We start from the raw sequence: 12711 nt of genomic DNA on the forward strand, positions 1-12711 counted from the left end.
GCAATCTAGTTTCTGCCTGAAGATTTAGGCTAGACTTTAAATATGGATCAGGTTATTGAATTCGCCCAATCGCGTCAGACAAAGAGGTGAAGGCCATGATGGAATCTGATGATAGACACGAACACAACGTCTTAGTCTTTCCCACTTTAGAGGCAGCCATTGCCCAGGCACAGGGGTTACTAGCGAATTTTGTCAGCGATATCAGTCTCAGTAGTAAGATTGACTTAGTGTTCGGTACTCAAGTAGATAGCAGCGCCGCGAAGTCCTTAATTACTGAGTTAGCGGCGGAGGATTCGACGGCGTTACCGAAGATTGAGGTTCGCTCTGCTTCGGAGATTAATGGAGCAAATGCTGCTTTTGCTGGGGCGAGTTATACCATTTATCTGTCCTGGGAGTTTCTGACAGAAAATGCTGGGAATGTATCGGCAATTACGGCTGTCTTGCTGGAGGAAATTGGCCATGTGATCGATTTTCGGTTGAATGCTTCTGATACCCTGGGGGATGAAGGGGAATTGTTTTCTGCTTTGGTGCGGGGAGTTGTTTTAAATGAGGGGGAATTGCAACGGATTAAGGGGGAGGATGATAGTGCTGTTGTTACGATTGATGGCGAAACAGTACAAATTGAACAAGCTACTACTAATCTAGGTTTGAGAGAAGGATATGGCTATCGAGATGACTCGATAGATATTTATGATTATTCGGATATCTGGATATTTGAAACTTCTGCAATAGGAGGAGTAGATGACTATGTCAAGGTGTATTCAAATTTTACTAACGTTGACTTGGTTTTAGGTCTTGTCGATTATAACAACAACTTAATTCGGAGTTCTGATGATAACGGTTCTAATTATAACTACGAAAAAGTATCACTGGCTAATTTACCGCAAGGAACATATAAAGCTGTTGTTGGTAACTATTATACAAACTCAATTCCTTATCCTTACTATGCTAACTACAGACTAGAAATTGATGCCCCTACTGCTCCCTTAATTCTTCAAGATAATTACGAACCTAATAACAGTTTAGCTCAAGCAGAACCTGTTAGCAGTGGCACTCCATACGACATTAATAATAATCAGATTTATATCTTTGATAATTTGTCTATTCACTCAGCAACAGATACTGATTTCTTTAAGTTTACCATCAATAACTATGCCACAGCAGACAATCGAATTGTAGCCCAAGTTAATATTACAACAGGGGACATTGATCTGAATTTGTATAATAGCTCAGGAAGTATTATTTATAGTACCTATTCGACAGCTAGTGGGGCTGGTTATAACTATATTTCTTTAGAGGGATTATCACCAGGTACATATTATCTGCAAGCAGTAAGTTTTGAGTATAATTTGACAGCTAACTATAGTTTAGGGTTTAGTCTTCCTAAGTCTCTAAGTCCAGATATTTATGAACCTAATGATACTTTTGCTACCTCCACAAATTTAGGAGCAATTAGTGGATTTCTACGAAAAGATAATTTATCAATTCACAATGGTACGGATCTTGATGGATTTAAATTTACCATTGCTGGACAAACTAATGCCCAAAATTATGTCAAAATTGATTTTGAAAATAATCGAGGTAATTTAGATTTATTGTTGGTAAATGATCAATATAAATTAATTGATTATTCTACGACTAATTCTGATGGTGAAGCTATTTCTTTACAAGGTTTACCCGCAGGAACTTATTATGTTGTAGTAGCCAGTCTCGCAAGAGAAACAAATCAATATAGTTTATCTATTAATGCACCAGGAAATACAACTAGCATCGGTAATGATGTCTTTGAAAGCAACAATAGTAAGTCAGCAGCTAAAAATTTACACGATCCCAATTATGGTTGGACAACAGAAACAGGATTTCATGCTTGGCAAAATTTATCTATTAGTCAAAGTGATGAAGATTGGTTTAAGTTTGACCTAAAACAACTAGGTAAATTAGGAAATTATGTTGCTATTGCCTTAGATAATAGTCAAGGTGATCTTGATTTAGAACTGTATAACTCTGCTGGAACTAAGCTTAAAGAAGCTAAAGGTTCTCGTGATGTTGAATTAATTAGTCTGGATAAAGATAGTAATGGAAATACTTTGGCTGTCGGCACTTATTATGTCCGGGTTTTAGGATATAACGGAGCAATTAATCCTAATTATACCTTGGCAATTAATACTCCCGGAGGAGATCAGTTTGAAGAAAACGACACCAAAGAACAGGCTAAAGTTTTAACCACATTCCGAACTACTTATCAAAAATCTTGGAAAAATCTTTCTATTGATTCTATTGATGATGAGGACTGGTTTAAGTTCAATTTACCTAGTAAGGGGATGGGGAATGATTACATCAGTATTAGTTTTGATGATTCTCTGGGAGATTTAGATTTAGAACTTTATAACAGTAGTGATACTACTAAAATTAAATCTTCGGCAGGAGTAAGTAATACAGAACAAATTTCCTTACAAGGTTTGGTAACGGGAGATTATTTTATCAAAGTTTTTGGTTATAGTGGGGATACAAATCCTAATTATACCTTAACTATTAACGCGCCAATTTCTAATCCTGCTGATAGCTTTGAATCTAATAATACTCAAGTGACTGCGTCTGATTTGAATAAACAATTACATCTGGGACAATCGGGACAGCAAACTATCACCATCGGGAATAATCCAGAAAAGCCCTTATCTATTCATAGTAAGGATGATGTTGACTGGTTTAAATTTACGATTGCTACTAAAGGTAAAGATGGAGATTATGCTGCGATCGCTCTTGATCACACTCTTGGGGATTTAGATTTTCAACTGTATAATTCATCTGGAGAATTATTAGACACTTCTGAGGGGGTTGCTAATGTTCATAAGATTGACTTAAAAGGTAAAGCAGCAGACACTTATTACGTCAAAGTATATGGATATAATGGAGCAACTAACCCTAGTTATATCCTGACAGTAAATGCGCCTTTTAATGCGGTTACGGGAGATTGGTCTGAGACGAATAGTTCTGAACCAGATACCTATCAACAAGCTAAAGATTTAGGCAAGATCAACCGCACTTTCAATCAAGGAAATCTGTCTATTACTCAAGGTGATATTGATTGGTTTAAGTTTGAAATTGATGCTGATGGTAGTAAAGATAATCAAGTTGGCATTAATTTTAATCATCAACAGGGAGACTTAGATATTGAACTCTATAAAGCTGATGGTACAACTCTTGTAGATTCATCACAAGGAGTCAGTAATGTTGAGTCAATTTCTCTAGCAGGACGTACTAAAGGGGTTTATTATCTCAAGGTTTATCGATATGATGAAGAAACAACTAATCCTAGTGGTGAAAAAACAACTAATCCTAGTTATGAACTCTTTATTAATGCTCCTCAAAATAGTACAGGTGATTGGGCTGAAGGAACAAATGGAAATAATAGCAATACCACCGCCCATAATTTACGCGATATAGAGGGATTACAAACTTGGGATCCTCTTTCATTACACAATAAAACTGATGTAGATTGGTTTAAATTCAACGTTTTGAATACTGCTGATGTTAATAATTATATTAGTATTCAGTTTGATAATACTCAAGGAGATTTAGATTTATATCTCTATGATGCAACAGGAAATACACTGTTAGGTAAATCTGAAACTGCCGATGGTCTTGAAAAAGTTAAATTGACTAATACTACTGGAAATTATCTAGGAGTAGGTACTTATCTTGTGAAAGTAGCAAGACACAGCCAAAACTCAGATGCAGTAGATTATCAATTATATATTGATGCGCCTAGCCGTGATCAAACAGACTGGGCTGAACCTAATAATAGTAAAACAGAGGCAAAAGATTTACAAGAAGTTCAAGGAACAAAGAGTTGGTCGGGGCTTTCTATTGATAAGGGAGGAGATCAAGACTGGTTTAAGTTTAAAACTATTGGTACTGGAGTAACAGGCCATTCTATTAGCATCGAGTTTGATAATGATAATGGCAAGGGAGATTTACAAATTGAACTCTATGACAACAATGGTAATTTAATTCAGAATCGTACCTCAAATTCTAATAGTAATCGGGAACGCATTTCTTTAGAAGGTTTGACTGCTAATACTTACTATGTCAAAGTTATTGGCAAGGATAATACTGTCACAAATCCGAATTATTCCCTGATTATTGATGCGCCACAAGTTGCGGAATCTGATTGGATTGATCAGCAACAGCAAAATCCTAATAATAGCCGAACCACTGCTTATGATTTGCGTAATGTTGACAATACATTGGCATTAAGTGGGTTATCAATTCATCCGAATACAGATCAAGATTGGTTTAAATTTACCTTAGATAAAGCTGCTGTATTGGGTCAGGTTGCAAGAATTGATTTTAATCATTTTGAAGGGAATCTACAACTAGAACTATTTGATAGTAATGGTATTTCTTTAGGACAGTCAAATACTGATCAAAACTTTGAGGAGATTTCCTTAGCGGGTAAAGGTGCAGGAACTTATTATGTTAAGGTTTCAGGAGTTAGTGGTGCCACTAATCCTGAGTATAGTTTAACGGTAATGGGGACACCAGAAGCGCAACCCGATCAGCTTGAACCGAATGATAGTCCTATTAGTGCTTATGAGTTGCGGGATTTAGAACAAACGACTTCCGATCGTGGTCTCGGTTCAAGTTCTGGTTTTAATTTCGGTCATAGCGGCTCAATTACAAGTTGGTATACAAACAATGTAGCTATTCCTCAACTTTTCCAACAGGCCAACCCGTTAAGTTATTTGGGCAATAATCTTGGTCTTGGTTCAAGTTCTGGGTTTAATTTCGGTTATAACGGAAACTCTCTTAGTTATAATCCCTTCAACTCCTCAACTTTGCAACAGGCCAACCAGTTAATTTCTTTTGGCAATAGTCTTGGTCTCGGTTCAAGTTCTGGGTTTAATTTCGGTTATAACGGAAACTCTCTTAGTTATAATCCCTTCAACTCCTCAACTTTGCAACAGGCCAACCAGTTAATTTCTTTTGGCAATAGTCTTGGTCTCGGTTCAAGTTCTGGGTTTAATTTCGGTTATAACGGAAACTCTCTTAATTATAATCCCTTCAACTCCTCAACTTTGCAACAGGCCAACCAGTTAATTTCTTTTGGCAATAGTCTTGGTCTTCTTTCATCCACTCAACAAGCTTCATTAAGCGCCGATTTAAGCTCGATTTATTCTAATTATTTATATAATCATTACACTAATAATAAAAATAGCAATAATTCTCAGCTTTTATCTTCACTCTCTAACCTCTCCATCCACAACGCCAACGACAAAGACTGGTTTAAATTTGACCTGAGTAAAGATGGAGAAATAGGACAATTTATTGCTATTAACTTCGACAACAACCAAGGTGATCTAAAATTAGAACTGTTTGAAGGGTTTGACCCTGCTACCAATACCACCGAAACCCAATATCAAACACACCTTGTCGAACTTGCTAACGGTACTGGTGACACCGAACAAATTAGCCTCGAAGGGTTAGCCAAAGGTAGTTATTATATCCGGGTTAGTGGAGTAAAAGGAGTTAGTGGAGTAAACGCAACTAACCCCAATTACAGCTTATCTCTCAGCGCGCCTCCTCCTATTAACGACACAGGAACAGGAGACTTTGCCGAACCCAACAACACCAGTGATAAAGCTTATGATCTGCGAGAAGTAGAAGGCAGTAAAGTCCTTACAGGTCTTTCAATTCACAATACAACTGATATCGACTGGTTCCAATTTACCACTAAAGCCACAGGTAAAGAAGGAAACATTGTCCGTATTGATTTTAGTGACTCTCAGGGTGATTTAGACCTAGTTCTTTATAATCAAAGTGGCACAGAAATCAAACGTTCACAAACCACAGAAAACTTTGAAGAAATTAGTCTGAAAGATTTAACAGCAGGAACTTATAAAGTTCAAGTCTTAGGTTACGACGGTGCAACCAATCCTAACTATAGTCTATCTATCGTTGCACCTGATACCACTGTTAACCCTGATAATCTTGAACCGAATAATGATTTTGCTAATGCTACCCTTTTAGGTCAAAACGGTAATGTAAGCAACCTATCGGGTTTAACCATTCATTCTGGTGATACCGATTTCTTTAAATTTACTACCAAAGCAACCGGAACCGCAGGAAATTCAGTCAGTATTCAATTTGAAAATGCTCAAGGTGACTTACAACTTGAACTGTACGACAAAGACAACCTCACAACTCCCCTTAAATTCTCCAGAGGAACCAGCAATAACGAAACCATTTCCCTTAGTGGTCTTCCGGTTGACACCTACTATGTCAAAGTCTTAGGTAATGGAACTAACGTCACCAACAATTATCAACTCTACCTTGATGCACCCATTCAAGCCACTTTACCTGGACAAGATGACTGGACAATTATGGTCTATATGACCGCCAGCACTCTTGCTGAGGCTGCTTTTGATGATATTAATGAGATGGAATGGGCCACTTCTCGGTTGCCAAGTACAGTTAACTTTGCTGTACTTTGGGATCAAAGTGCTGCCGGACAAACTTACCCTAGTGGTGGAAGTACCACTTGGGGAGATACGGGACGGGCAATCATCCAAGCTGACACCAATCAGAATACTGTTGCCACTAACTTTGAACGAATTGGTGAGAAGAATACTGGCGATCCTCAAACTCTCGTTGACTTTGTTGAATGGGCAAAAACGGCGGCGGCTGCCAAAAACTATGCTCTTGTTATGTGGGATCACGGTGGCGGTGATTTTGGATTTAACGTTGACGATTCGGATAATCAAACTGCTGACAGGATGTATAGCAATGAGCTAGTATCGGCTCTTAGGACTCTCAAAAATGATGGGGTTAACTTCAATTTAGTCGCCTTTGATGCTTGCGTCATGGCAATGGCTGAAGTTTGCTATGCAGTGCGGGACTATAGTGATGTTTTTGTTGCTTCTGAAGAAAATATAGCTGGTTCAGGCTATAACTATACCACTGCTTTCTCTAGCTTAGTGAACAATCCTAGCCAAGTTACGACTGAAGCTCTAGCTTCGGGGATTGTAGAGAGTTTCGGGCAGCAATATGTCGGGAAAGTTGAAAAAACTGATACCCTTTCAGCTTCCGATACAGATAAGTTTAATGGCTTAACTTCGGCACTCAAGGCTTTTACTGATGCTGTTAAAAATGCCACTACTTCTGATTGGAATGCAATTCTCGCTGCTCGACAAGGAGCAACACCTTTTAATAATATTCTGGGGAATCAAGGCACTTTCTATGCCAATCGAGATTTAGGTAAGTTTGTACAGGCAATTGCCAATGATAGCAGTGTCATCAATAGTATTCGTCAAGCTGCTTCTGGTGTCTCTACAGCACTACAAAACCTTGTCTTTGATCGAACAGCAGATCGGCGTAGTACAAAAGGACTGACTATTTTACTCCCTGATTCAATTTCAAGGCTTAAAAATACTACGTTGTGGACTGAATATTCCCAAAGAAATCAGGCTTTTTTAACCGCTTCTGGCTGGTCTAATTTCCTTGATACTTTTGCAACAAAAGAAGGAACAAATCGCAGTATTTCTTTACTGGATTGGGCAGAAGCTAACGACGTATCCGCACGCGCCTACAACTTCAACACTCTCATTGGTGACGGTCATCAATTTACAGGATTAAGCTTACATGATCTTTCCGATGAAGACTGGTATCGCTTCACCACCAACGGAACTGCCGTTACAGGCGATAAAGTTGCCATTACCTACGACAAAACCAAGAATTTATCCTTCCTGCTACGAGATGTCAACGGCAACGAACAAACAGCCACAAATACCAGTACAGGGCAAGAAATTAGTCTAGCAGGATTGCCTCAAGGGGAATATCGCATCCTCGTAAAAGCTAATGGTTCTATCATCCCTGAATATTCCCTCACCATCAACGCACCAGGAACACCTAGTGATGGTAAAGATTGGGTGCGAGGCAATAACCAATCTTACAAAGCCGAAGATTTAGGCGTAATTACAGCTAAAACCCAATTTGCGGGATTGCAGGTTGACACATTACAGCCAGATTGGTTTGAATTTGAATTGCCCAAAGTCAATACCGACCAAATTACTCCTGTTAAAGTTACCATTAACCTCATTGGTAATCAAACTATCAAAACCGAACTCTTCAATTTTGAGAATTTGACGACTTCTGTTGCTGTAAAAACTGGTACCGGTAAATTAGAATTAACCACTCCTAAGCCGCAACCAGGGCAAAAATATCAGCTAAAAATCAGTCAACCGAATGGTCAAAATGCAGTGGCTTATTCCCTTTTATTTGATCCTACTTTTGAACCTAATTACACCCCAATCGAAGCTTTCGGTAACACCAAATTAGTCAAAGACACCACCAATAACCTCTATGCTCAAATTGATAATAATAATCCCATCGCCATCAAAAATGGGGGGACTCAGATTACCACAAATATCTATTCAGGTTGGCAAACTCTAGCAGCAGAAACCGTCAATGGAGTCAATCAAGTTTTATGGAAATATAACGATGGTAATTATCTCCACCTGTGGACTTTAGATAGTAACTGGAATTGGCAATCTTCAACCGGATGGTGGGGATTAAACTCCCCGGAAGCTTTCACCCAAGAAACCAACTTCCAACAAGATTTTAACGGTGATAATCAGATTGGTAATCCCTACACCCCAATCGAAGCTTTCGGTAACACCAAATTAGTCAAAGACACCACCAACAAACTTTACGCTCAAATTGGCAATAATCATCCAATCGCCATCAAAAATGGGGGGACTCAGATTACCACAAATATCTATTCAGGTTGGCAAACTTTAGCCGCTGAAACCGTCAATGGAGTCAATCAAGTTTTATGGAAATATAACGACGGTAATTATCTCCACCTGTGGACTTTAGATAGTAACTGGAATTGGCAATCTTCCACTGGATGGTGGGGATTAAACTCCCCAGAAGCTTTCACCCAAGAAACCAATTTCCAACAAGATTTTAACGGTGATAATCAGATTGGTAATCCCTACACCCCAATCGAAGCTTTCGGTAACACCAAATTAGTCAAAGACACCACCAACAAACTTTACGCTCAAATTGGCAATAATCATCCAATCGCCATCAAAAATGGGGGGACTCAGATTACCACAAATATCTATTCAGGTTGGCAAACTTTAGCCGCTGAAACCGTCAATGGAGTCAATCAAGTTTTATGGAAATATAACGACGGTAATTATCTCCACCTGTGGACTTTAGATAGTAACTGGAATTGGCAATCTTCCACTGGATGGTGGGGATTAAACTCCCCAGAAGCTTTCACCCAAGAAACCAATTTCCAACAAGATTTTAACGGTGATAATCAGATTGGTAATCCCTACACCCCAATCGAAGCTTTCGGTAACACCAAATTAGTCAAAGACACCACCAACAAACTTTACGCTCAAATTGGCAATAACAATCCCATTGCCATCAAAAATGGGGGGACTCAGATTACCACAAATATCTATTCAGGTTGGCAAACCTTAGCAGCAGAAACCGTCAACGGAGTCAATCAAGTCCTCTGGAAATATAACGACGGTAATTATCTCCACCTGTGGACTTTAGATAGTAACTGGAATTGGCAATCTTCAACCGGATGGTGGGAATTAAACTCCCTGGAAGCATTCACCCAAGAAACCAACTTCCAACAAGATTTCAATGGTGATAATCAGATTGGTAATCTCTCCCTAGGTATTCTAGCGGTTTCTGCTAACGTCTCAGAACCCATTATCGGGTCATCAAACGATGATATTATCACCGGTACTGCGGACAATGATACCCTAATCGGTGGCGCTGGCAACGATACCCTCAATGGTGCTGCTGGAATCGATACTTTAACCGGTGGGGTGGGGACAGACATCTTCATCTTCCAATTTGGTCAGTCCACCTCGGCAGCCCTAGACCGAGTTACGGATTTTGCTATTGGTACTGATAAAATTGACCTGCTTAGTCAAGCTGGTGCGGCAATTAATGCTCCTGTCGCTTTTACCCGGGCGGCAAATAGCACTGTAACCAACATTAACACCATTGTTACTAACGTCTTCACCGATGCTAATGGGGCAACAGCCGGAAATCAAGCTCTCGGAATTAACAGTGCTGTTTTAGTGCGGGACAATACTGCTTCTACTTACCTAATTATCAACGACGGTACGGCGGGTTTCCAAAGTGCTAATGATTTGGTGATTAATCTCACCGGGTTAACGGGTACTTTACCGGCGCTCGGTGCTATTGCGGTCAATAGTTTCTTTGTCTAAATTGATGGGGGGATTAATTCTCCCCTTTTAATTGTCTTTGATGATGAAAGTGAGGTAATCGTGCAATGGATACCCGATTAAAATATCAAGGTATTATTAAGACTGTTCTCCAGAATCATGCTAACTATCGTGCTACTTTACCTGATGGCTACACTTCTCAGGTTATATAGTTATTTCAAATAAGAACGAGACACTAGGCGACACAATAAGTACGAATAATTTCATCAAGGGGTGTCCCCACAGGAGCATACATTCTGGCTCTCTTTAATGCACTAAAATCATGTTCGATATCATTTAAATCAGGAGAGTATTTTGGCAAAAACACTACCTGATGACCTGCTTCCTCTACCAGTTGTCTAATCACTGTCTTCCGATGAATTGGTGCATTATCCATAATTAATACTGATGTTATGGCTAGAGAGGGCAATAAATATAAAGATAACCACCCTTCAAAACCTTCGGCATTCAGGCTTCTTGTAAATACCATCGGGGCAATAAAGTCTTTTTTTCCCTTTCTTCTCCCGGCCACAAGGTTCTCTCTTTTTCCTCGTTTTCCTTGTCTATCTCCCAAGACTTTCTTACCTTTTTTTGACCAGGCATAAAGGCAGGCTTGAAATTCTTCAAACCCTGACTCATCAATGAATACAAGGCTTTCACTTCCATATGTTTTAATCAATTCTCTCAGCACTCTGTAGTATTTCATTCTTTCTTCTCGGTTTCTTTCTCTATAACGAAGTTCCTTCTTTTTTCTGGTAATTTTCATTTTTTTTAAGGCATAGCAAATGGCACTTGGTCTCACTCCAAACTTCTCGGCTCTGTCTCTTAATCTTGCCTCGGGATTTTCTTGGACATCTTTTGACAGTGCTTTCCAGTCCAGCTTTCTCTGACGGTGTTTTACCTTTGTTGCTTCCAGTTTTTCCCTACCTAGCCATCTATATATCGTCGCTCTTCCTATATTAAATAGAGCGGCGGCTTTGGTTATGCTTCCCCCATTCTCTACATAATCGATTACTTTTTTTCTCAAGTCTAGGCTATAAGACATTTTTCTATATGGGTTGCTCGTTTCTCTTTATTTTACCTTATTTTTCCCTCGTCTCACACTTATTTGAAATGACTATATTTGATGATGAACGAGGACATTATCTAGTTTTAGATTTCGGTTGGAGTGGTAATAAGTATCTCCATGCAACACCAATTCACCTTAGCTTGGTTGTCGATAAAGTCTGGATTCAATGTGATGAAACGGAGGAAGGTATAGCTACTGATTTGATGGAGGCAGGTATTCCCAAAGAAGATATAGTACTCGGCTTTCGTTATCCTAAAGTACGCAAATATACAGGATTTGCTGTAGCTTAGTCACCAGAAATGTTGAATCTGTACATAAAACTTTATGCACAAGCTGAAATTGCAAAAGTGTTTTAGACAAACTCAATTATAAACAAAGTAATGCAATGGAGAATTTAATTTAAATTGTCGTACTTTTAGCCCTGAAATATATGATAGCGATGATAGTTTAAAAAATCCCAATCCGGTGAGAAGCGAGCGGGAACATTTAAAGTTTTACCGCGATAGTTGATAAAATTTAGTTCTAACGTCTCAATACCTTGATCCTGAGCCTTTTTTATTTTAATCCATCTATTTGAAAAAATCTCTAACAAAGTCCAATAATTCTGATAGAGGACTAATAAAATCTTGCAATTCTTTATTAATGTTTTTTGCCAAAAATGCTTTATCAAAAAATTTTAACATTCCTCGTTGTTGAGGATTGTTAATTTCGTTGTAAAAATTAACTGTAACAAAACAGATAAGAGGAATTTCTGGAACATTATAGTTAATGCCGTATTTTTCCTTAATTTTAGAGCCATGGTCATTAGCTATTTCTAGCAAAAGTTTCCATTTATAGGTTTGTGCCGCTCTTTCTCGCAAAGAAGTTTTTAACGATAAAATTATACATTTAGGATAGGGTATTTCTTGATTATTACCATCACTTATCTTTGCAGAATTATTATAAGAATAAATAATCAAATCACAATCTGGTTTTTGTTGTTCTCCATCACCCAATTTAATAGTCGATATATTTTCAAATCCTCGAACAGCAGATTTTTTATTAGTTATATAAATATGTTGATCAATATTCTTGATTTCCTTATTTTTGAGAAAAATATAGATAACCGCATAGGGAAATATGTTTCCTACCACAGCTTTGGCAGTTTGTTTTTCATCTTTAATCAATCCCTGAAGCTTTCTTTGTTTAATAATTGTTTCTACTTCCTCTTGCGAACCTTGAATAACTTCATAGAGATAATTGAAAGCATTTTGATATATCTCCACATCTTGAATTTCTAAAATAGCATCTATTTTCGAGATGACAGGTTGCATATAATAAGCATTCTTAATTGTCTCGATCAATTTATTTTCCTGAGAATTAAAACTATAGATATCACTCATA

4 protein-coding genes are annotated in these 12711 nt (G+C 38.3%); 2 read left to right on the forward strand and 2 right to left on the reverse strand.

The features are described 5' to 3' along the window. The first annotated feature begins 95 nt into the window (after positions 1-95). Positions 96-10262, forward strand: a complete 10167-nt coding sequence (locus GQR42_RS28430) for a pre-peptidase C-terminal domain-containing protein (protein WP_158199407.1) — start codon at positions 96-98, stop codon at positions 10260-10262. Between the two features lie 193 nt (positions 10263-10455). Here the strand turns inward: GQR42_RS28430 and GQR42_RS06960 are convergent, their stop codons facing one another. Beyond that, positions 10456-11304: an IS630 family transposase gene (locus GQR42_RS06960; RefSeq protein ID WP_158199409.1), complete on the reverse strand. Its 849-nt coding sequence runs from the start codon at positions 11302-11304 to the stop codon at positions 10456-10458. Positions 11305-11372: 68 nt separating this feature from the next. Between GQR42_RS06960 and GQR42_RS06965 the strand changes: the two genes are divergently transcribed. Continuing rightward, positions 11373-11618 carry a XisI protein gene (locus GQR42_RS06965; RefSeq protein WP_233271302.1) on the forward strand — a complete coding sequence of 82 codons (246 nt, stop codon included), beginning with the start codon at positions 11373-11375 and terminating at the stop codon, positions 11616-11618. Positions 11619-11897: 279 nt separating this feature from the next. On the opposite strand, the gene GQR42_RS06975 is transcribed toward GQR42_RS06965, so the two are convergent. Then, positions 11898-12710, reverse strand: a complete 813-nt coding sequence (locus GQR42_RS06975) for a BsaWI family type II restriction enzyme (RefSeq protein ID WP_158199410.1) — start codon at positions 12708-12710, stop codon at positions 11898-11900. Position 12711 lies beyond the last annotated feature (1 nt).

The sequence above is a fragment of the Microcystis aeruginosa FD4 genome, from assembly GCF_009792235.1.
In the GTDB taxonomy this organism is placed as follows: Bacteria; Cyanobacteriota; Cyanobacteriia; order Cyanobacteriales; family Microcystaceae; genus Microcystis; species Microcystis viridis.

Excerpts from the sequence above, each read along its gene's own strand:
- GQR42_RS06965 (WP_233271302.1), top strand. The coding sequence starts at position 11,373 with ATGACTATATTTGATGATGAACGAGGACATTATCTAGTTTTAGATTTC.
- GQR42_RS06960 (WP_158199409.1), bottom strand. The coding sequence starts at position 11,304 with ATGTCTTATAGCCTAGACTTGAGAAAAAAAGTAATCGATTATGTAGAG.
- GQR42_RS06975 (WP_158199410.1), bottom strand. The coding sequence starts at position 12,710 with ATGAGTGATATCTATAGTTTTAATTCTCAGGAAAATAAATTGATCGAG.
- GQR42_RS28430 (WP_158199407.1), top strand. The coding sequence starts at position 96 with ATGATGGAATCTGATGATAGACACGAACACAACGTCTTAGTCTTTCCC.